The 19,796-nt window shown below is 62.9% G+C and carries 17 protein-coding genes; 8 read left to right on the top strand and 9 right to left on the bottom strand.

Annotation, left to right across the window (positions count from 1 at the left end; genetic code table 11):
• The first annotated feature begins 79 nt into the window (after positions 1–79).
• The 7 genes from rpsA to HWE17_RS10260 all read left to right on the top strand — a co-directional run bounded on the left by rpsA (position 80) and on the right by HWE17_RS10260 (position 7,154).
• Positions 80–1,792: a 30S ribosomal protein S1 gene (gene rpsA / locus HWE17_RS10290; protein WP_071650172.1), complete on the top strand. Its 1,713-nt coding sequence runs from the start codon at positions 80–82 to the stop codon at positions 1,790–1,792.
• A gap of 17 nt (positions 1,793–1,809) precedes the next feature.
• Positions 1,810–2,115 (top strand): integration host factor subunit beta, encoded by a 306-nt coding sequence (locus HWE17_RS10285; protein ID WP_008446215.1) that lies wholly within the window; start codon positions 1,810–1,812, stop codon positions 2,113–2,115.
• 235 nt (positions 2,116–2,350) lie between these two features.
• Positions 2,351–2,653, top strand: a complete 303-nt coding sequence (locus tag HWE17_RS10280) for a lipopolysaccharide assembly LapA domain-containing protein (RefSeq protein ID WP_034751796.1) — start codon at positions 2,351–2,353, stop codon at positions 2,651–2,653.
• Between the two features lie 46 nt (positions 2,654–2,699).
• A complete protein-coding gene (gene lapB / locus HWE17_RS10275; protein WP_176388702.1) occupies positions 2,700–3,875 on the top strand; it encodes a lipopolysaccharide assembly protein LapB in 1,176 nt (391 codons plus the stop codon).
• 79 nt (positions 3,876–3,954) lie between these two features.
• Positions 3,955–5,322 carry a UDP-glucose/GDP-mannose dehydrogenase family protein gene (locus tag HWE17_RS10270; RefSeq protein ID WP_035825670.1) on the top strand — a complete coding sequence of 456 codons (1,368 nt, stop codon included), beginning with the start codon at positions 3,955–3,957 and terminating at the stop codon, positions 5,320–5,322.
• Positions 5,319–6,272 (top strand): D-glycero-beta-D-manno-heptose-7-phosphate kinase, encoded by a 954-nt coding sequence (gene rfaE1 / locus HWE17_RS10265; RefSeq protein WP_176388701.1) that lies wholly within the window; start codon positions 5,319–5,321, stop codon positions 6,270–6,272. The genes HWE17_RS10270 and rfaE1 overlap by 4 nt, the downstream gene beginning before the upstream one ends.
• 177 nt (positions 6,273–6,449) lie before the next feature.
• Positions 6,450–7,154 (top strand): helix-hairpin-helix domain-containing protein, encoded by a 705-nt coding sequence (locus HWE17_RS10260; RefSeq protein ID WP_176388700.1) that lies wholly within the window; start codon positions 6,450–6,452, stop codon positions 7,152–7,154.
• A gap of 96 nt (positions 7,155–7,250) precedes the next feature.
• Here the strand turns inward: HWE17_RS10260 and HWE17_RS10255 are convergent, their stop codons facing one another.
• From HWE17_RS10255 to HWE17_RS10240, 4 genes are all read right to left on the bottom strand, one after another.
• Entirely contained in the window at positions 7,251–8,096 is an 846-nt protein-coding gene (locus HWE17_RS10255) for a sterol desaturase family protein (RefSeq protein WP_176388699.1), read from the bottom strand.
• A gap of 34 nt (positions 8,097–8,130) precedes the next feature.
• On the bottom strand, positions 8,131–8,889 hold the full coding sequence (locus tag HWE17_RS10250) for a PEPxxWA-CTERM sorting domain-containing protein (RefSeq protein WP_176388698.1): 759 nt from the start codon (positions 8,887–8,889) through the stop codon (positions 8,131–8,133).
• A 231-nt stretch (positions 8,890–9,120) separates the two neighbouring features.
• A complete protein-coding gene (locus tag HWE17_RS10245) occupies positions 9,121–10,686 on the bottom strand; it encodes a phospholipase D family protein (protein ID WP_176388697.1) in 1,566 nt (521 codons plus the stop codon).
• 125 nt (positions 10,687–10,811) lie between these two features.
• Entirely contained in the window at positions 10,812–12,569 is a 1,758-nt protein-coding gene (locus HWE17_RS10240) for an FAD-dependent oxidoreductase (protein ID WP_176388696.1), read from the bottom strand.
• Between the two features lie 252 nt (positions 12,570–12,821).
• On the opposite strand from HWE17_RS10240, the gene cysM reads away from it, so the two are divergent.
• Entirely contained in the window at positions 12,822–13,724 is a 903-nt protein-coding gene (gene cysM, locus HWE17_RS10235) for a cysteine synthase CysM (protein WP_099400966.1), read from the top strand.
• A 100-nt stretch (positions 13,725–13,824) separates the two neighbouring features.
• Here cysM and HWE17_RS10230 read toward each other — a convergent pair whose 3' ends face one another.
• The 5 genes from HWE17_RS10230 to HWE17_RS10210 all read right to left on the bottom strand — a co-directional run bounded on the left by HWE17_RS10230 (position 13,825) and on the right by HWE17_RS10210 (position 19,725).
• A complete protein-coding gene (locus HWE17_RS10230) occupies positions 13,825–14,157 on the bottom strand; it encodes a hypothetical protein (protein WP_034751784.1) in 333 nt (110 codons plus the stop codon).
• Positions 14,158–14,595: 438 nt separating this feature from the next.
• Entirely contained in the window at positions 14,596–15,741 is a 1,146-nt protein-coding gene (mltB, locus tag HWE17_RS10225; RefSeq protein ID WP_255206187.1) for a lytic murein transglycosylase B, read from the bottom strand.
• Positions 15,742–15,749: 8 nt separating this feature from the next.
• Complete coding sequence (locus HWE17_RS10220) at positions 15,750–17,771, bottom strand: DUF3488 and transglutaminase-like domain-containing protein (RefSeq protein WP_176388694.1); 2,022 nt, start codon at positions 17,769–17,771, stop codon at positions 15,750–15,752.
• The gene (locus HWE17_RS10215; protein ID WP_176388693.1) at positions 17,768–18,811 is read right to left on the bottom strand and encodes a DUF58 domain-containing protein; all 1,044 of its coding nucleotides are present in this window, start codon (positions 18,809–18,811) and stop codon (positions 17,768–17,770) included. The genes HWE17_RS10220 and HWE17_RS10215 overlap by 4 nt, the downstream gene beginning before the upstream one ends.
• 5 nt (positions 18,812–18,816) lie before the next feature.
• A complete protein-coding gene (locus HWE17_RS10210) occupies positions 18,817–19,725 on the bottom strand; it encodes a MoxR family ATPase (RefSeq protein WP_176388692.1) in 909 nt (302 codons plus the stop codon).
• Positions 19,726–19,796: the final 71 nt, after the last annotated feature.

Genomic DNA, 19,796 nt, shown 5'->3' with positions numbered 1-19,796 from the left:
GCCTGTCCGGGTGTGTCAAAAACCTAACCCAGTTTAAGTCGCATCGTGCGATCTCTGCTGGATAACCTGTGTGAACCCTATGTCTACTGTTACAACTAACGAATCTACCGGTATGGAAAGTTTTGCTGCGCTCTTCGAGGAATCGTTGTCGCGTCAAGATATGCGCTCCGGCGAAGTTATTTCCGCTGAAGTCGTGCGCCTCGACCACAATTTCGTGATCGTGAACGCTGGCCTCAAATCCGAAGCATTCATCCCTGTCGAAGAATTCAAAAACGACCACGGCGAACTGGAAGTCAAAGTTGGTGACTTCGTTTCCGTGGCGATCGAATCGCTGGAAAACGGTTTCGGCGATACCATCCTGTCGCGCGATAAAGCCAAGCGTCTGGCTTCGTGGCTGGCTCTGGAAAAAGCGATGGAATCGGGCGAAATCGTCGTCGGTACCGTCAATGGTAAAGTCAAAGGCGGTCTGACCGTGTTGACCAACGGCATCCGCGCATTCCTGCCGGGCTCGCTGGTTGATACCCGTCCTGTCAAAGACACGACCCCATTCGAAGGCAAAACCCTCGAATTCAAAGTGATCAAACTGGATCGCAAGCGTAACAACGTGGTTCTGTCCCGCCGCGCCGTCATCGAAGCTTCGATGGGCGAAGAGCGTCAGAAACTGATGGAAACGCTGAAAGAAGGCACGGTCGTGACCGGCGTCGTCAAAAATATCACCGACTACGGCGCGTTCGTGGATCTGGGCGGTATCGATGGCCTGCTGCACATCACCGACCTGGCATGGCGCCGTGTACGTCACCCGTCGGAAGTACTGACGGTTGGCCAGGAAATCACCGCCAAAGTCCTGAAATACGATCAAGAGAAAAACCGTGTTTCGCTGGGCGTGAAACAACTGGGCGACGATCCTTGGACCGGTCTGTCCCGTCGTTACCCACAAAGCACCCGTCTGTTCGGTAAAGTAACGAACCTGACCGACTACGGCGCATTCGTTGAAGTGGAACAGGGTATCGAAGGTCTGGTACACGTTTCCGAAATGGACTGGACGAACAAAAACGTTGCTCCTAACAAAGTTGTCCAACTGGGCGACGAAGTAGAAGTGATGGTTCTGGAAATCGACGAAGAGCGTCGTCGTATTTCGCTGGGCATGAAACAGTGCAAAGCCAACCCATGGGACGACTTCGGTGTTACCCATAAGAAAGGTGACAAAGTCCGCGGCGCGATCAAATCGATCACCGACTTCGGCGTGTTCATCGGCCTGGCCGGCAACATCGACGGTCTGGTGCACCTGTCCGACCTGTCCTGGACCGAAACCGGCGAAGAAGCCGTGCGTCGCTTCAAGAAAGGTGACGAACTGGAAGCCATCGTTCTGGCCATCGACGTTGAGCGCGAGCGCGTTTCCCTGGGCGTCAAGCAACTGGAAGGTGACCCATTCAACAACTTCGCAGCCATGAACGACAAAGGCTCGCTGGTAACCGGTACCGTTAAATCGGTTGAGCCTAAAGGCGCCGTGATCCAACTGTCCGAAGAAGTTGAAGGCTACCTGCGCGCTTCCGAAATCTCGCGCGACCGCGTTGAAGATGCTGGTACGCACCTGAAAGTCGGCGACACCGTCGAAGCTATGGTGTTGAACATCGACCGCAAAGCCCGTGGTATCCAACTGTCGATCAAAGCGAAAGACAACGTGGAAACCCAGGAAGCCATGCAGAAGATGGCAGCTACCGACAACAACGCAGCTTCGGGCACCACCAGCCTGGGCGCCTTGTTGAAAGCTAAGTTCGATAACAAGAACTAAGACTGCGGATACGGCAGATGACAAAGTCCGAGCTGATCAACCGCCTCGCTGAGCGTTATTCTCAGCTGGTGGCGAAAGATGCGGAGTATGCCGTCAAGACCATTCTCGATGCGATGACCAACGCCCTGGCGACGGGTCAGCGTATCGAGATCCGCGGTTTTGGCAGTTTTGCCCTGAACAGCAGGCCCCCGCGCATCGGCCGCAACCCGAAATCTGGCGACAAGGTGATGGTTCCCGAAAAACGGGTGCCCCACTTCAAACCGGGCAAACAGTTGCGCGAGCGCGTGGACGCGATGGTCGGGCAACCGATTATCGAGGATTAATCGTCTGCTGGAAGGCGACATAAAGAGCGGCGTCCTTGGATGCCGCTTTTTTTTGTTAATATGCTGAGAATACCTGACATAAGCTACTGCGCGTCGCGCTTTGCGGCCTGCGATGCTCACCGTACTCAAGTACGGTTGCGCTTCTTGGCCACAAATCACTGACGCTCGCTACGCTTCTGTCAGGCATTCCAAGGTTGTGCCATACGGGCATTTTTTGTACTTTCTGGACGTATCGATGAAAATCATCTCCACCATCGTTGGCTGTGTTCTTTTCGTCCTGTTCTTCAGTTTTGCGCTGAAGAATGCGCAGGTTGTTGACCTGCATGTTTTTCTCAATTATGAAATTCGCGGCCCCCTGGTCCTGATGCTGCTGGGCTTTTTTGTCGCTGGCGCGAGCCTAGGCGTACTGGCCCTGACGCCGACCGTGTTCCGTCACCGCCGCGAAGCGACCAAGCAAAAAACCACCATTGCCGCGCTGCAGACCGTTGGCGTGGCCAGCAATGTCCAGCCGCAACCGGACAGCGTGAGCGCGCAGTAAGCGCCGCCGTCGCTCCTATCTCTCTTACTCGAATAAAAACAATCGCATGGATTTTGAACTCTGGTGGCTCTTGGGTATCCCGATGTTTTTCGCGCTGGGCTGGATTGCCGCGCGTGTGGACATTCATCAACTGGTGTCCGAATCGCGCAGCCTGCCGCGCAATTATTTCAAGGGCTTGAACTTCCTGCTCAATGAGCAGCATGACAAGGCTATCGATGCCTTCATCGAAGTCGTCAAGCTGGACCCGGAATCGGCCGATATGCACTTTGCGCTGGGTAACCTGTTCCGCCGACGCGGCGAGACGGAGCGTGCCATCCGCGTGCACCAGAACTTGCTGGCGCGCCCGGACCTGCCGCTGGAACAGCAGGGCCACGCCGCCTACGAGCTGGGCATGGATTACCTGAAGGCGGGTCTGCTGGACCGTGCCGAAGAAACTTTCAACAGCCTGGTCGACACGCAATATGCGGCCCAGGCGCGCCGCGCGCTGCTGGAAATCTACCAGCGCGAAAAGGAATGGCCACGCGCCATCGAAGCGGCCGTGGGCTTGCAGGAATCGGGCGCCGGCGCGCGCCAGAAGGAAATCGCCCAGTTCTATTGTGAACTGGCGCATGACGCGCTCGTGCACATGAAACCGGACGAGGCCATGCCGCTGCTGGAAAAAGCCTTGCAGACGGACCGCAAGAGCGTGCGCGCCACCATCCTGACGGGCGACGTGCTGCTGGCGCGCGGCGACGTGGAAGGTGCGCTGACCACCTGGCGCCGCGTGGAGCAGCAAAGCGTGCCGCACGTGGCCCTGGTGGCGCAGCGCCTGATGGATGGCTACACCAAGCTGGGCCGTCCACAGGAAGGCGTCAACCTGCTGCGCTCCTACCTGGAAGAGGCGTCGTCGATCGACCTGATCGAAGTCGTCTTCAAGGCCGTCATCGAACTCGATGGCGTGGAAGCGGCGAAGCAGCTGGTCAGCGCCGAGCTGCGCCGCACGCCGACCCTGCTGGGCCTCGATAAACTGCTGGAAGCGCGCATGATGGATGCGCCGGCCGCGATCTGGTCCGAGCTGTCGATGGTGAAAAACCTCGTGCACGGCTACACGCAAAAGCTGGCCCGCTACCAGTGCAGCCACTGCGGCTTCAAGGCGCGCCAGTTCTACTGGCACTGCCCTGGCTGCAACAAGTGGGAGACTTACCCACCACGCCGCACAGAAGAACTCAATGTCATGAACTGATTCGTACACGTCACCTTGCCCTGAGCAATGTGGCGTGTACTTCTATGTAAGACCTGCTTTTTATCCATACGGTACATCCATGAAAATCACTATTATCGGCACCGGCTATGTTGGCCTCGTGACCGGCGCCTGCCTGGCGGAGCTGGGCAACGACGTCTTTTGCCTCGACCTGGACGCACAGAAGGTCGCCTTGCTCAACAGCGGCGGCATCCCCATCCATGAACCGGGCCTGGAAGAAGTTGTGGCGCGCAACCGCGCCGCCGGGCGCATGACCTTTTCCACCGACGTCGAGGCCGCCGCCGCACACGGCGTGATGCAATTCATCGCCGTCGGCACGCCGCCCGATGAAGACGGCTCGGCCGACCTGCAATACGTGCTGGCCGCCGCGCGCGGCATCGGCAAGTACATGACGGACTTCAAGGTCATCGTCGACAAGTCGACCGTGCCCGTCGGCACGGCTGAAAAAGTGCGCGCCGCCATCCAGGGCGAACTCGACGCGCGGGGCGTGGCCGCCACGTTCTCGGTCGCCTCAAACCCGGAATTTCTCAAGGAAGGCGCGGCCGTCGAAGACTTCATGCGTCCCGACCGCATCGTCATCGGCGTCGACGCCACGCCGGACGGAGAGAGCGCGCGCGAATTGCTGAAAAGCCTGTACGCGCCGTTCAACCGCAACCATGAACGCACCTACTGGATGGACGTGCGCTCGGCCGAATTCACGAAGTATGCGGCCAACGCCATGCTGGCCACGCGCATCTCGTTCATGAATGAACTGGCGAACCTGGCCGACAAGGTGGGTGTCGACATCGAAGCCGTGCGCCACGGCATCGGTTCCGACCCGCGCATCGGCCACAGCTTCCTGTACGCCGGTTGCGGCTATGGCGGTTCCTGCTTCCCGAAAGACGTGCAGGCGCTCGAGCGCACGGCGCGCGGGCACGGCCAGGAATTGCTGATCCTGCGCGCCGTCGAGGCCGTCAACGACCAGCAGAAGCAGGTGCTGGGACGCAAAGTGGTCACTCGCTTCGGCGAAGACCTGACGGGCCGGCATTTCGCCGTGTGGGGCCTGGCCTTCAAACCGAATACGGACGACATGCGCGAAGCGTCGGCCCGCGTGCTGCTGGCCGACTTGCTGGGACGCGGCGCCACCGTGGCCGTGTACGACCCCGTCGCCATGGCCGAGGCGCGCCGCGTGCTGCAGCTGGACCTGACGCCGGAGCAATTGGCCAAGGTGCGCTTTGCCGACAGCTCGAAAGATGCGCTGCAGGACGCCGATGCGCTGGTCATCGTGACCGAATGGAAAGCCTTCCGCAGCCCTGACTTCGAGCAGGTCAAGGCGCGCCTCAAGCAGGCCGTGATCTTTGACGGACGCAACCTGTTCGAGCCGGCGGTCATGGCTGAGAACGGCATCGAATACCACGGGATCGGCCGCTCGATCCTGACGCGCGCATGAGCGCCCAAGAGGTGGTCGCCTTGACGGCGCCGGCCGCATTGGCCCAGGTGCGCCTGCTGGTGGTGGGCGATGTGATGCTGGACCGCTACTGGTTTGGCGACGTCAGCCGTATTTCGCCGGAAGCGCCCGTGCCCATCGTGCGCATCGAAAAGCGCGAAGAGCGCCTCGGCGGCGCGGCCAACGTGGCGCGCAACGCGGCCGCGCTGGGCGCGAAGACGAGTTTGCTGGGCGTGGTCGGCGACGACGAGGCCGGCAGCCAGGTCGAGCGCCTGCTCGAAGGCGGCGGCATCCACAGCTATCTGCAGCGCGATGCGGCCATTTCCACCATCATCAAGCTGCGCGTGATCGGCCGCCAGCAGCAGATGCTGCGCATCGACTTCGAGGATGCACCCAGCGATAGGGTGCTGCGCGACAAGCTGGCGCAATTCAATGCCCTGTTGCCGCACTATGATGTGGTGGTACTGTCCGATTACGCCAAAGGCAGTCTGGTGAACGTGGCCGAGATGATCAAGGCGGCCCGGGCTGCCGGCAAGATCGTCATGGTCGACCCGAAAGGCGATGATTTCAGTCGCTATGCCGGAGCGTCAGTGCTCACTCCGAATAAATCGGAACTGCGCCGCGTGATCGGCAACTGGAATACGGAAGAGCAACTCACGGAACGCGCGCAACAGATGCGCGCGCAACTGGGCCTGGACGCCTTGCTGCTGACGCGCTCGGAAGAAGGCATGAGCTTGTACACGGCCGATGAAGTGCTGCACATGCCGACCGATGCGCGCGAAGTATTCGACGTCTCGGGCGCCGGCGACACGGTGATCGCCACCATGGCGGCCATGCTGGGCGCCGGCATGGGCCTGGGCGAGGCCGTGCGCACGGCCAACCGCGCCGGCGGCATCGTCGTCGGCAAGCTGGGCACGGCCACCGTCACCCGAGAAGAGCTGTTCCCGCAGTAACTATGCCGCTGTATGCCGCATCTCGCCTGCGCCAGTCCGTTTGATCTGGCGCAGGTTCTCCTACCATTCCGCTGTCCCGTCTTGTCAACCGTATCACGCCCCAGCCGTTAAGCCGTTAAGGCGCCGTTCCTCCTTTGCGTTCGAGTCATCTTGAAACCACCTTACGGAGAGATATCCATGTTCAAAAAAATACTGCTGGCCATCGCCACCCTGATCGCGACGATGGGCTTTGCCTTTGCCCAGGTCGATGTCAACAAGGCGGACCAGGCGGCACTCGACAGCGTCAAGGGCATCGGCCCCGTCACGTCGAAAGCCATCATCGATGAACGCGCCAAGGGCGGCGCCTTCAAGGATTGGGCCGATTTTGAAACCCGCGTAAAAGGCATCGGCCCGAAAAGTTCCCTGAAGCTGTCGGAAGCGGGCTTGCAAGTGAATGGCCAGGCCAAGTCCGGCGCGCCAGCGGCGCCTGCTCCGGCGGCGAAAGCTGTCCCGGCAAAAAAGGAAACTGCTGTGAAGGAAGTTGCAGCGAAAGAAGCCGCACCGAAGCCAGCTGCTGCGACCGACACCGCTGCGGCGCCAGCCAAGACAGCCGCTGAAACGAAGAAAGAAGCTGCTGCTGCCAAGAAAGAAGCCAAGGCCGCCGCTGCCGCCGCGAAAAAAGAAGCTGCTGCCGCCAAGGTCGTCCCTGCCGCCGCCACTGCGCCTGCCGCCGCCGATGCCGCCCCCGTGAAAACGGCTGCCGAGACGAAGAAGGAAGCCGCTGCCGCGAAGAAAGCGGCAACGGCCGCCAAGAAAGAAGCCAAGGCTGCGGAAGCGGCGGCGAAGAAGGAAGCCAAACTGGCTGCTGCCGACGCGAAGAAGGCTGAAGCCGAGAAAAAGTAAGCGTGTTGCTGTAGTTTGCTGTAAGGCGTGTTGCGTGGTGGTGCCGCGCAGCACGAGAAGAAAACCCCGCGTGGTACCGGCCGCGCGGGTTTTTTTTTATTCTGTGGCCTGGACTTCCGGCTTGCCAGTGCGCCGGAATGGCGCAGCCAGTTGCCCGCCCAGCGTCGTTGGCATGGGCGTCTCGATGCCGCAGGCGGTGGGCCACGTACGCGGCAAGTGATAGGTGCCGAACAGCCGGTCCAGCACGGGTAAAGTCGAGGCGTAGTTGCGGTTGATGTGCTCGACCTTGCTGTGGTGCCAGTGGTGGAAGGCGGGCGTCGCCACCAGCCATTCCAGCGGGCCGAAGCGCCAGCGCAGGTTGGCGTGGATAAAGAAGCCCCAGACGGTGCCAACCAGCAGCAAGAGCACAGGTGCGGCGCTGCCCGCCGCGCCGGGACCGGCCAGGCCCAGCAGATACAGCGGTGTCAGGCCGAACAGGCGCGTGACAACCATGTCGACGGGATGGGTGCGCGTATTGGCGAGGAAATACAGCTGTTCCGTGCTGTGGTGCACGGCATGGTAGCGCCACAGCCATGGCATTTCATGGCTGAGTCTATGTCCCCAGTAAGTGCCGACTTCGCCGATCAGCAAGCCCAGCAGGAGCTTGCCCCACAGGGGCAGGGCGGACAAGGTGGCGGGGATGGCGTCCGGCAGCCAGCGCTGGCCAGCGACGGCAATGATGGCCAGCGGCGCGGCCAGCAAGACGGCCGGCAGCAGGCTGCTGATGAAATAAAAGCCCAGGTCGCTGAACAGTTCCGTACGGGAACGCCCCGCATGGCGTTCGCCAAAGAAGCGTTCGAGCGGCACGAAGATCACGGCCAGCAACACCAGCCACAGGCTCAGGCGCAGCACGTCGATGACGATGCCGGGCAACTGGGTTTGCAAGGTGTGCAGCAGGCTCATTTTATTCCATCAAGCAGTAAGCAGTGCTGCTGTCTCAGGCCGCAACGGCCGTCTTGCGGCGGCGCGCCATAAAGCCCAGCAAGCCCAGGCCGCCGATCAGCATGCCCCAGGTCGACGGTTCCGGCACGGCCGACACCAGCGACACGCCATCGAGCAGCATGAACGGTGGCGCGCCCGTCGGGCTGCCCTTGGCCATGAACGACAGCAATTCGCTGCTGTCCGTGGCCGTGAAGGTCATGCTGGCCTGGTGCCAGCCCGTGAAGCCCTGGCTGACGTTGGCCAGCGATGCCGTCTGCTGCTTGCTGCTGCCCAGCGCAACGTCCCAGTAATTGACGGGATTGTCGCCGCGGAAACCCACTTGCTGGCCAGCGCCATACGAAAAGCTCAGGGTGTAGGCTTGGCCGGGGACGAGGCCGCTCACCTGCTGCGTGACGGGGCCGGGAAAGTAATCCCAGTCCGCCGCCAGCACATTGCCGCCCGTGGGGCTGACGCCCAGGCCGTTTTGCGGGCCGCGGCCGCTGTAGGAATTCGGGCCCCACAAGGCCAGCGCCGTCGCGGCGTTGGTGTCGTCGATGTTGTTGCCGTTCAAGACGAAGTTGTAGCCCTTGCTGGACCAGTCGCTCAGGTAGGTGCGGTCCGCGCGGGCGTACGTGCCTTCGTTCAGTTGTTTCGAGGTGCCGTTGCTGGTCAGTTCGAAATCGCCATTCTTGACCAGGTTGGTCGTGGCGGCCTGGGCGGCAGTGACGCACAGGGAAGCGGCGGCCAGCGCCAGCAAAGTAGATGTGTTACGCATGATAAAGCTCCAAAAGTGACAGGGTAGTGTTGCAGTCTGTCGGCGAGCTTTTGGCCAACGTTGGATTCAATCGCGGAAGGGGCGAGAAAGGTATTGCAGAGACAGCGGTGGTGTCTCGTTGAAGCGATTATAGCAGCGTTTGGTAAAACAGCATCTAACATGTCTTGAAAACAACAAGTATTTTTAGGTAGCAATCTTGCCGGGATTAAAGTCTTTGCATGCCATGTGCGGCTACAGCTGCGACTCGATCGGCAGCCAGCGCATCACGGATACCAGCATGCGGCGCCAGACACCCGCTTCCGGGTCGTGCGTCCACACTTTGGCGGGCACTTCGGTGGCGTCGGACCAGCGCAGGGCGCCGTTGTCGAGGAGCAAACGATAGCTGGTGTCGCTCGCCGTCGAATGGTGGAACAGCGCGCGCATGTCGTTCGCCAGCGCGGCATCGTCGAACAGCACGCCCATCTCCGTATTGAGCTGGGCCGAGCGGGGATCGAGGTTGAAGGAGCCGACGAAGCCCCGCTGACCGTCCACCACCATGGCCTTGGTATGCAGGCTGGCGCGGCTCGACCCCATCAGGCTGATGCGCTTGCGGTGCTGGGTCTTCAATTCATACAGTTCGATGCCGCCGCCCAGCAGCGCCTGGCGGTAGCGCGCATAGCCCGCATGCACGAGGGCCACGTCGGTGGCGGCCAGCGAGTTGGTCAGCACCTGGACCTTGACGCCGGCGGCGACTTTTTCGCCCAGGGTCCGCGTCAGCGCCGCGCCGGGCACGAAGTATGGCGAAGTCAGCAGCGCTTCCGCGCGCGCCTCCGTCAGCAGGGGAAGTAAACTGTGCATGAGCCAGTGCTCGCTGCGCTGCAAACTGGCCACGGGCGCGGCTTTTTCCGGCGGATCCGACAGCACCTGCACTTTCTCGCTCCAGTGCAGGCGCACGCGGCCATCGAGGTGGGCTTGCAACTGGCCCGCATCCGTCAGTTGCCGCAGGTAGGGTGAGGCGCCCAGTTCGCCCGTCAGTGCGTCGAGGCGGGCGCGCACGGCCTGCAGTTCCGCTGCACCCGAGTTCTTGTCGGCGTGCAAGGCGTGGATGGGGATGACGGCGCGGCTGTTCCAGAAACGGTCGAAGATGTCGCTCGTCTGCTGCACGGCGGGGCCCACCAGCAGCAGGTCGGCATCCTGGAAATTGACTTGTTCGGCGGCATCGAAATATTCATCGCCGATATTGCGTCCGCCGACGAGGGCGACCCTGCCGTCGACGATCCAGGCCTTGTTGTGCATGCGCCGGTTCAGGCTGACGGCGCGCAAAGCCATTTCCGTGGCGCGTAACCAGATGCCGTCGCGGTTGCGGCCCGGGTTAAACATGCGTACGTCGATCAGCGGGTGGCTGTCGAGCGCGAGGATGGCGGCGTCCTGGCCACGCGCGTTGATATCGTCGAGCAACACGCGCACGCGCACGCCGCGGTCGGCCGCGCGCAGCAGTTCGCGCACGAGCAGCCGTCCCGTGACGTCGTTATGCCAGATGTAGTATTGCAGGTCGAGGCTGCGGCCCGCTTCGCGCGCGCTCAGGGCGCGCAGGGCGAAGGCTTCCAGATTATCGTCGATCAGCGCCGTGCCGCTGTGGCCTGGGCGTTGCGTCAGTTGCGGCGCCAGCACGCGGTCGAGCAGGGTGGCATCCATCGCCACGGGCAGGGCCGTGCCAGGCGCGCCCAGCGAGCGCTCGGCGAAGCGCCCGTAGCTGTACAGGGCGGCGATGCTGAGCATGGCAAACAAGGTGGCCAGCAGCAGCAATTTGACGAACATGCGGCGCACCGTCAGGGCACCGCGGGCATGCTGCGGCGCGAGGAAAGCCTGGTGGTGTGGAGCATGCGGACTCTTTCAGCGGGATGGCAACAGCCGATTGTAGCAGTTTCTACAATGCACGATTTTCAGGCGGAGCCGGCTGGCAGCCGCGCCAGGAAGCCGTGAATCTGGGAAACAACTGCCGCGCCTTCACCGACGGCGGCGGCCACGCGCTTGGTGGAACCGGCGCGCACGTCACCGATGGCGAACACGCCCGGCACGCTTGTTTCCAGCGCGGCCCGGTCGGGCAAGTCTGGGGGATAGATTGCGTGGCCGTGGGCGCGGGATTCGGCGCGCGTGACGTCGAAGCCCGTGCGGATAAAGCCCTGTTCATCGACGGCCACGGCGCAGTCGTGCAGCCAGTCCGTGTTCGGATCGGCGCCAACAAACAGGAAGACGCGGCGCACGGCGCAAGCGGCTTCCTCGCCCGTGCGGTTGTTGCGCCAGCGCACCTCCGTCAAGCCGTCGTCGTCACCTTCGAGGGCGATGATTTCCGTATGCGTGTGCAAAGTGATGTTGGGCGTGGCGGCAATGCGCTCGATCAAATAGCTCGACATGCTGGCCGCCAGGCCTTCGCCGCGGATCACCATGTGGACCTTGGCGGCGTGACCGGAGAGAAACACGGCCGCCTGGCCGGCCGAGTTGCCGCCGCCAACGAGGATGATCTCTTCCTGCCGGCACAGCTTGGCTTCGATGGGCGAGGCCCAGTAGTACACGCCCCGTCCCTCATACGTTTTCAGGTTGGCCAGCGAGGGGCGGCGGTAGCGCGCGCCGCACGACAGCACCACCGTGCGGGCGCGCACCTGCGTGCCGTCGCACAAGTTGATGCGCAGGGGCCAGGTGTCGCACAGCAGGTTGGCGGCGCTGGCCGGGGTGGCGATTTCGACGCCGAATTTTTGCGCCTGCACATAGGCGCGCCCCGCCAAGGCGCGGCCGGAGATACCGGTGGGAAAGCCCAGGTAATTTTCGATGCGCGCGCTGGCGCCCGCCTGGCCGCCATACGCGCGCTGTTCCAGCGCCAGGACCGATAAGCCTTCGGAGGCCGCATACACGGCCGTGGCCAGGCCGGCGGGACCGGCGCCCACCACCAACACGTCGAAGATCTTGTCACCGGACAAATCGGGCAGCATGCCCAGACAGCGTCCCAGTTCCGCATTGCCGGGATTCTTCATGATCTTGCCGTCAGGACAGACCACCAGCGGCCATTCCTGCGGCGTAGGCTGGTAGCGCTCGGCCAGCGCGGCGGCGGCCGCATCGCTGGCCGGATCGAGCACCGTGTGCGGATGGCCATTGCTCGACAGAAAACTTTGCAGGTGGAACAGATTGCCATTGCCGCGCGGCCCTACCAGCACGGGGCCGCCCGAATTCGATTCGATCAGCGCCACGCGGCGCAGGATCAGGGCGCGCACGATGCGCTCGCCCATCTCCGCCTCGGCCACGATCAGCGCGCGCAGGGATTCCGAACTGATGTCGAGCAATTCCACGGCGCCCACGGCGCTGCCGTTGACGAGGGTGGGGCGGCCGGACAATTGCGCCACTTCGGCAATGAAGTGGCCGACGCCCACTTCGCGCAGGACGGACGCCTGTCCCATCACTTCGTGGCGCTTGATGCTGACCCGTCCGGACAGTATCACCAGCATGCCGAAGCTGCTGCTGCCTGCCTCGAACAGCGTATCGCCATCGGCAAAGCGCTGCAGCGTGCCATAGCGCTGCAAGCGCTGCAGTTCGATTCCATTGAAGACGGGCGAGATCTGGTGGCTGCGGCCCTGCAAGTCGAGCGTGGCGAACTGGACGGGATCGTCCTGCGTCGTTTCGGGAATGAATTCGGGTGTGCTGCTGGCCATGGCGAGTCCGTTCGGAGGCTGAATAAGCAAATAACAAAAATAACTAACAGTGACGAGTCTAGCGCATGCGGCGCACGCCTGCCGCAATACCCCTTGTGTACGCCCGGAAATGGCGGCGCGGCAGGCGCCATGCCGCATGTGGCGGCGCAGCAAGGGGCGCGCGCGGGCCCGGCTGCTGGAGCCGATCAGCGATACGCGGGCCGGCATCTCATATTAGAATGGGTCTTTGTTGAACCTACTCAAACAGACACGATGGCTTACAAGACACTTGAAGATACGATAGGCAATACCCCGCTGGTGCAGCTGACGCGCTTGCCGGGTGCCGATGCGCTTGCGCGCAACAACGTCATCCTGGGCAAGCTGGAAGGCAATAATCCAGCCGGCTCGGTGAAGGACCGCGCGGCCATGTCCATGCTCAAGCGCGCTGAAGAGCGCGGCGTCATCAAGCCGGGCGATACCCTGATCGAGGCGACCAGCGGCAATACGGGCATCGCGCTGGCCATGGCCGCCGCCTTGCGCGGTTACAAGATGCTGCTCCTGATGCCCGATAACCTGAGCGTGGAGCGCCGCCAGAGCATGGCCGCCTACGGCGCCGACATTTTATTGACGCCGAAGACGGGCGGCATGGAATATGCGCGCGACCTGGCCGAGCAGATGCAGAAGGATGGCCGTGGCATCATCCTCGACCAGTTCGCCAATGAAGACAATGCGCGCGCCCACTATGAAAGCACCGGGCCGGAAATCTGGCGCGATACGAATGGCCAGGTTACGCATTTCGTCAGCGCCATGGGCACGACGGGCACCATCATGGGCGTGTCGCGCTATTTGAAGGAACAGAATCCCGCCATCCAGATCATCGGCGCGCAGCCCGAGGAAGGTTCGCAGATTCCCGGCATCCGCAAGTGGCCGGAAGCGTACCTGCCGAAAATCTACGATAAATCGCGCGTCGACCAGGTAGAGTATGTGAGCCAGGGCGTGGCTGAACGCATGGCGCGCAGCCTGGCGGCGGAAGAAGGCTTGTTCTGCGGCATCTCGGCAGCCGGCGCCTGTGAAATCGCGCTGCGCATCTCGCAAACGGTGGAAAACGCGACCATCGTGTTTGTCGTGTGCGACCGTGGCGACCGCTACTTATCTACCGGTGTGTTTCCTGCTTGATTGTTGATAAGGGAAAATAATGTCGGCCAGAACGGCCTGAGAACTGCTGGAAATACCCCCTCCCCATGGCGGGGAGGGAAAACCTGCGGAACTGGCAGGATCAGCCTTGTGGCGTTTCGCCTTCTTTTGGCTTGAATTGCTTGTCGCTGATGCGGAATTTGTTGCGGCGGTCACCCATCAGGTAACGCAGGTCGCGGATGCTCAGGTCGCTGACTTCGTGCATGCGGATCAGCAGCGATGCGCCGACCGGCAGGCGGTGGTGGCGGATTTTGCTGATGACTGGCGGCGCAACTTCCAGCGCGCGGGACAGGGCAGCGTCGTTTTTCAGGCGCAGGTTTTCGATCAGGGTATCGAGCAGTCTGTTTGGGTTGTACTGAAGCAGATCGTCGGAGTCCGAATCGCTGTTCATATCAATGCCGACTTGGTTTGTCATGATGTTATTGTTCCTTCTGTAGTTGCACTGCAAAGTAAAAAACACTCGGAGCTCGCTCTTGCTGCGTTCATGTTCATTCTTTACTAAAAGGAACGAATTCACACACGGTACGATCCGGGATACAGTTTTTCGTAATATATACACAATTGTACAACAGGATTCAATTTCAGGCCGGAAAGCCCAGCAATCTTGCTTTGTACAAAATAGGTGTTGTCTTGTTGCAACACCTATTTATTCTTTATTATGCTCTATGATAGAACAAAAATTGTACTTTGACAAAAGTTAAGTATAAAACCATTTCCGTATTCCGTGCCGCACAAAGGCTGGCGAGCAAGGCTGGCACATGTTATCGGCCCTACCATAGACTTGTTTTCTGGTCGCTTCAACATCCCTTACGCTTTCTTACAAGTAATATTATAACTTTACACTGACTTTCGGTTAGCGTGCGCGCACTTGACTGATGGCCTTGCCCAAGTCGATCACTGACATGGCATAAAAATAACTTCTGTTGTACTGAGTTATAGCAAAGAAGTTATTGGTTGCCAAGTGATACTCAGTTGCTTCTGAACCATTTTGCAGATCGATCAGGCCAAACAGCATGTTCTGGGGTGTGGACGGGCCGGCACTCACGCCCGCCTCCTGCATTTCCGCCAGCCGGTACTTCGCTTGCAAGCCCTGGCCGATGAATTTTTCCCAGGCGCGGCTGGCCGAGACGGTGACGGGATACGTGCTGATGGCCGGGTCGTCGCGCCGCCAGCCGTGCTCGACGAGGAAATGCGCGACGCTGCCGATGGCGTCGGCCGTGGAATTGCGCAGGTCGATGTGACTATCGCCATCGAAGTCCACCGCATATTTCATGATGCTGCTAGGCATGAACTGGGGCAGGCCGATGGCGCCCGCATACGAGCCGAGCAGGGTCAAGGGATCGATGCCATCCTTGCGCGCGTACAGCAGCGCGTTTTCCAGCTCTCCCTTGAAAAACTCCATGCGCGCGGCGCGCGTCGGGCTTTCCGGATAGGAAAACGCCAGGGTCGTCAGCGCGTCGAGCACGCGGAAACGGCCCGTGTTGCGTCCGTACACGGTTTCCACGCCGATGATGCCGACGATGATCTCGGCCGGCACGCCATATTCGCGTTCGGCGCGCGCCAGCGCATCGGCATTCTCTTCCCAGAATTTCACGCCCGCATTGATGCGCACCGGCTCGATGAAGCGGGCGCTGTACGCTTGCCAGTTCTTCGGCTTGCCCGGTGGCGCCGGCTTCATCAGTTGCACGGTCGACTCGACATAGCGCACCTTGCCGATCAGGACATCGAGTTCGGCGCGGTTAAAGCCGTGTTTGGCGGACATCTCGTCGAGGAAGGCGCGTACTTCTTTCCAGTTGGCATAGTCGACAAATTCGCCTTCGAAGTCGAATTTCGCCGGTGCTTTTTTGGCCGCTGTCTTGGCGGGTGGCGTCTTGGCCGCGCGCACGGCACGGGCCCGGTCGGCAGCGGAAATATTGCTGTTTTCGCCAGCATGCGCGGTGGACAGACACAGGGGAAGGGCGAGGAGCAGGGACAGGGCGGGGTATTTGATCGGTAACAAGGAGCGTCTCATCGGCATTGGGTTAACAGGCGGCGCAAGTTGCGCCGCGCGCGGAATTGTTCGTCTGGGTTGGCATTACCATACTTCATCGCGGCATAGATTGCCAGAAACTGTGCAATGGCGGCGTGCGCCTCGGGGCTGGCCTTGCCTGCGGCCAGCCGGGCAGCATAACCGTGCGGGCCTTCATGCGGCGCACGGCTGTAGCCGCGCCGCGCCTGCTGCTGGCAAAACTGCGCGTACAGGGCGTCGAGCGGATCGCCTTGCCGCGCCTGCCGCCACCAGACCAGCGCGCCAGCCACGGCGGCCAGCAGGGCCAGCACGGCGCAAGCGAGTGCCAGCTTTTTTGCGGGCACGTTTTTCAAGCCATCGAGCATGGCGCGCTGGCGCTGCGGCGTGGTGTCGAGCACCCAGTTGCTCCAGACGTGCTCGGCCTGCTGCCATTGCTGGCGCCACGCGGCAAGCGCCCCGTGCGCGCCGCCATCGAGGCCGGCCAGCGCGCGCCACGCCGTCAGCGGCGACGGGGCCGGCGGCAGGGCGGCGTCGAGGTTGCGCTCGGTGCGCAGGGGCGCGACTGCGCCGGTGGGATCGACTCGCACCCAGCCCCGGCCGGCCAGCCACACTTCGCTCCACGCATGAGCGTCGGACTGGCGCACGCTCAGGCTGTTGTCCGTGCCGTTGCGAAGGCCGCCCTGGTAACCGGTGACGACGCGCGCGGGCATGCCCATGGCGCGCATCAGCACGACGAAGCTGCCCGCATAATGTTCGCAAAAGCCCGCCCGCGTGGTGAACAGGAAGTCGTCGACGCCATGCTTGCCCAGCAGTGGCGGCTGCAGGGTGTAGCGGAAGGGCGCGCGGCGAAAGTGATCGAGCACGGCGGCGATGGCGTCGGCGGGCGCCAGCGCCTGCGCGCCCTGGCCGCGCAATGCGCGGGCCCAGGCCACGCTGCGCGGATTGCTGCCAGCGGGCAAGGCCAGCCATGGCTGCTGCTGCGCGGCCGACAGGCCCGCCTGCAGCCGGTAGCGGGGCAGGGAACTGACGCGGTAACGGACGGTCGAAGTAATAGGCTGTATGGTCAGCACTTCCAGCGCGGACGACACGACATACGGATTGCCGGGCAGGCGTTCGATGCTGCGCGGCACGTCGAGCGCGAAGATGCGCCGCTGGCCGCTCGCTTGCAAGGTTACTTCGTAGTGGCTGGGCTGGCCTTCCAGTGCGATGTCTATCCGGTTGTCGCTGGCCGGTGCGCGCTGGCCAGCGCCCCTGCGCGTCCAGGTGGCGCCGTCGAAGTCGCCCAGCACCACGCCGCGCCAGTACAGCTGCTCTTGCGGCGGGAGTGGTGTACTGAAACGGGCCGTGAAGACGGGTTCGCTTGACAGAGCCAGCGAGGCGATGGCGCCCGGCTGCATGCTGTCGGACAAGCCCGTGCGCGCCTGCGCGCCTTCCGGCGCCGCGCCCCACAGGGGGCCGTCGATGCGTGGCACGGCCAGAAACAGTACGGCCGACAGGGGAAGGGCCAGCGCCAGCATGCGACCCAGCAAACGCAGCCTTTGCGCCAGGCGCGGCTGCACGGCGCCGTACTGGGCCGACAGCAGGGCGGCCAGCAGGACGATGACGGTGGCCAGCATCCACGCGGCGCTGAGGATGCCTTGCGCATGAAAGAAGTTCGCCAGCAGGAGGAAAAAACTGAGGAAGACAAAGACGAAGATGTCGCGCCGGCCATGCATTTCCAGCGATTTCAGGGCTAGCAGCAGGGCCAGCATGGCCACGCCCGCATCGCGTCCCAGCACGGTGCCATAGCTGGCGTAGACGCCGGCGATGCCCAGCAAGGCCAGCGGCGCGAGCACGGTCAGCCGCGGCTGGCGCCGGCCCCGCACGGTAATGATGGCGCGCCACAGTAGAAGGGCTGCGGCGGCGGCCGACAGCCACGGGGGCAGGTGCAGCGCGTGCGGCGCCAGCACCATGGCGGCGGCCAGCAACAGCAGCACGATGTCGGCCTTGTCGCGCGGCAAATTGGTCAGCCAGGCTTTCATGGCGTCGCCTGCGCTGGCGGCCAATCGTGCCGCCCATCGTGCGGCCAATCGTGTGGCGAACCGTGCGGCACATCATGGAGCGCCAGCGCGCGCAGGCAGGCGTCGCGCTGGCTGGCGCCCAAGGCCGGCGCCAGAGTCAGCGCGCCCAGGCGCAAGCCGTATGGCAAGCCCGTGCGTTCCGCCTGCAACACCCAGGCGGCCAGACGGGACAGGCTCACTTCCGGCGACAGCGCGTGCAAGGCGGCGAGATCGAACACGATGCTGCCACGGGCTGCGCCTGCTTGCGCGTCGGCGGCTGGCTGGAATTGCTTGCTGAATAAATGCTCGCCGTCATGCCGGGCGATCTGGCGCCAGGCCAGGCGGTGCAAGGGGTCTCCGGACTGGTAGGCGCGCACGCCGGCCAGTTCCAGGGCGCCGCCGGACGAGTGTGGCTGTTGTGCCTGTTTTGCTTGTTGTGTCTGCTGCACCGTGCTGGCCGGCAAGGGCAGCGGCGGCGCGTTCTGCTCGGGCTGCGGATGCACGAGCACGCGCGCCTCGGGTTGCCAATGGCACCAGGCAACGAACAGGCCCAGCGGGAAACTGCCGGACAGGCGCAAGGGCGGGGCAGCGAGCCAGCCGCGTTGCCGCGCCGCTACGACGATCTGGATGGCCGTTTCTCCGTGGGCATCGATATCGGCCAGGCTGGGCGCTGCGCTGGAATCGATCACGGCCAGCTGGATCGCATGGCGCGGGCGTGTGCTGCGGTTGATCAGGCGCAAGGTGAACGTGGCCTGGCCGCCAGCGAACACAGCTTGGCCCGGCTTGGCGGCCAGCGCCAGGCCCGCCAGGTTGCGGCTGGCAAACAGCATGTCGGCGATGGCGCAGGCGGCCGCGAAATATGTGAGCGCATAGCCCAGGCCCAGGCGGTAATTGACGGCGGCGATCCATAGCGCCAGCAGCAGCGCGGCAAACGCCAGGCCCGCGCGCGAGGGGCGGATGTGCACGCGCTGCGCGCCCAGCCAGGGGCGCGCCGGCAGCCAGCGGATGGTGCGCAGGCGCATGGCGGTCAGACGGGAGTTGCCAGCAGCAATTGCTGCAGCAGGCTGCGGCTGTCCGTCGCCCCTTGCGCCGCATGCAGGCGGTGGGCGCAGACGGGGAGCAGCACAGCTTGGACATCGTCGGGCGTGACGTGGTCGCGTCCGGCCAGGGCGGCCCAGGCGCGCGCCGCTTGCAGCAAGGCCAGCGCGGCGCGCGGGCTCAGGCCATCGGCAAACACGCCCGGCACGCGGGTGGCATGCACGATAGCCAGCACGTAGTCGACGACGGCGGCCGAGGCGTGGATGGCGCGCAGGCCTGCTTGCGCCTGTAGCAACTCTTCCGCGTTCATGACGGCCGGCAAGGTTTGCAGCATGGCGCGGCGGTCGGCACCGAGCAGCAGTTCCCGTTCGGCGGCCGCATCGGGGTAGCCCAGGGTGACGCACATGAGAAAACGGTCGAGCTGCGATTCGGGCAGGGGGAAGGTGCCCAGCTGGTGCGCGCAGTTTTGCGTGGCGATGACGAAAAACGGCTGCGGCAGGGCGCGCGTGACGCCGTCGAGCGTCACTTGCCGCTCTTCCATCGCTTCGAGCAAGCCCGATTGCGTCTTCGGCGTGGCGCGGTTGATCTCGTCGGCCAGCAGCACCTGGGTAAACAGGGGACCAGGGTGGAAGATGAAGCTGCCACTGCCCCGGTCATACACGCTCATGCCGGCCACGTCGGCGGGCAGCAGGTCGCTCGTGAATTGCTGGCGCTTCCATTGCAGGCCCAGCGAGATGGCCAGCGCGTGCGCCAGAGTCGTCTTGCCCACGCCGGGCACGTCTTCGATCAGCAGGTGGCCGCCGGCCAGCACGCAGGCGAGGGCCTGGCGGATCTGCAAGTGTTTGCCGACGAGAACTTCGCCGATCTGCTGTGCGGCCTGGTGTATTTTCGAAAACATGCTATTTCTATCACAGTAAGTCGGATTATTTAATTTACAATTGCTTTGGCCAAGTCAAGCCGTGCCGCCCG

The organism is Janthinobacterium sp. BJB401, from assembly GCF_013372745.1.
Taxonomy (GTDB): Bacteria; Pseudomonadota; Gammaproteobacteria; order Burkholderiales; family Burkholderiaceae_D; genus Janthinobacterium; species Janthinobacterium rivuli.
This window is presented reverse-complemented; position numbering and strand designations above follow the sequence as displayed.

Coding starts and splice junctions, on each gene's coding strand:
- HWE17_RS10260 (WP_176388700.1), top strand. CDS start 6,450: ATGTTCAAAAAAATACTGCTGGCCATCGCCACCCTGATCGCGACGATG.
- HWE17_RS10215 (WP_176388693.1), bottom strand. CDS start 18,811: ATGCGCCTGCGCACCATCCGCTGGCTGCCGGCGCGCCCCTGGCTGGGC.
- HWE17_RS10210 (WP_176388692.1), bottom strand. CDS start 19,725: ATGTTTTCGAAAATACACCAGGCCGCACAGCAGATCGGCGAAGTTCTC.
- rpsA (WP_071650172.1), top strand. CDS start 80: ATGTCTACTGTTACAACTAACGAATCTACCGGTATGGAAAGTTTTGCT.
- cysM (WP_099400966.1), top strand. CDS start 12,822: ATGGCTTACAAGACACTTGAAGATACGATAGGCAATACCCCGCTGGTG.
- HWE17_RS10280 (WP_034751796.1), top strand. CDS start 2,351: ATGAAAATCATCTCCACCATCGTTGGCTGTGTTCTTTTCGTCCTGTTC.
- HWE17_RS10255 (WP_176388699.1), bottom strand. CDS start 8,096: ATGAGCCTGCTGCACACCTTGCAAACCCAGTTGCCCGGCATCGTCATC.
- rfaE1 (WP_176388701.1), top strand. CDS start 5,319: ATGAGCGCCCAAGAGGTGGTCGCCTTGACGGCGCCGGCCGCATTGGCC.
- HWE17_RS10250 (WP_176388698.1), bottom strand. CDS start 8,889: ATGCGTAACACATCTACTTTGCTGGCGCTGGCCGCCGCTTCCCTGTGC.
- HWE17_RS10270 (WP_035825670.1), top strand. CDS start 3,955: ATGAAAATCACTATTATCGGCACCGGCTATGTTGGCCTCGTGACCGGC.
- lapB (WP_176388702.1), top strand. CDS start 2,700: ATGGATTTTGAACTCTGGTGGCTCTTGGGTATCCCGATGTTTTTCGCG.
- HWE17_RS10220 (WP_176388694.1), bottom strand. CDS start 17,771: ATGAAAGCCTGGCTGACCAATTTGCCGCGCGACAAGGCCGACATCGTG.
- HWE17_RS10245 (WP_176388697.1), bottom strand. CDS start 10,686: ATGTTCGTCAAATTGCTGCTGCTGGCCACCTTGTTTGCCATGCTCAGC.
- HWE17_RS10230 (WP_034751784.1), bottom strand. CDS start 14,157: ATGACAAACCAAGTCGGCATTGATATGAACAGCGATTCGGACTCCGAC.
- HWE17_RS10240 (WP_176388696.1), bottom strand. CDS start 12,569: ATGGCCAGCAGCACACCCGAATTCATTCCCGAAACGACGCAGGACGAT.
- HWE17_RS10285 (WP_008446215.1), top strand. CDS start 1,810: ATGACAAAGTCCGAGCTGATCAACCGCCTCGCTGAGCGTTATTCTCAG.